The organism is Candidatus Infernicultor aquiphilus, from assembly GCF_002784285.1.
Classification (GTDB): Bacteria; Atribacterota; Phoenicimicrobiia; order Phoenicimicrobiales; family Phoenicimicrobiaceae; genus Infernicultor; species Infernicultor aquiphilus.
In genome coordinates, this window is record NZ_PFKO01000189.1 from 1 (window position 1) to 371 (window position 371).

A 371-nucleotide genomic window follows, 5' to 3' on the forward strand; every position below is an offset into this window, starting at 1 on the left:
AAATTTAAGAAACAAATTTACTTTAATTTTTGAATAAAAAAATAAAAAATAAGAGGTGAAATATTTTTTGGAAATAAAAAATGTAAATTATGAAGAGATTCCCATAGAAAAATTAAGATGGAAATGCGACCTTAGCAAATTAAATATTAAAACTACCAATGACTTAAAGCCCTCTAAAAAGATATTAGGTCAAGAACGAGCTTTAAAAGCTATAAAACTGGGTTTAGAAATGGAGTATTTAGGGTATAATTTATTCGTAACTGGTAAAGCAGGAACTGGAAGAAGCACTACAATTAAAATGTTATTGGAAGGGAGGAAGAGAGAGGGGGTAGAATTTGATGATAAATGTTATGTTAATAATTTTAAAAATC

General features: G+C 26.7%; 1 pseudogene. It reads left to right on the top strand.

The features are described 5' to 3' along the window. Positions 1-67: 67 nt before the first annotated feature. A pseudogene (locus COZ07_RS05050) lies at positions 68-371 on the top strand (ATP-dependent protease); the annotation flags it as partial.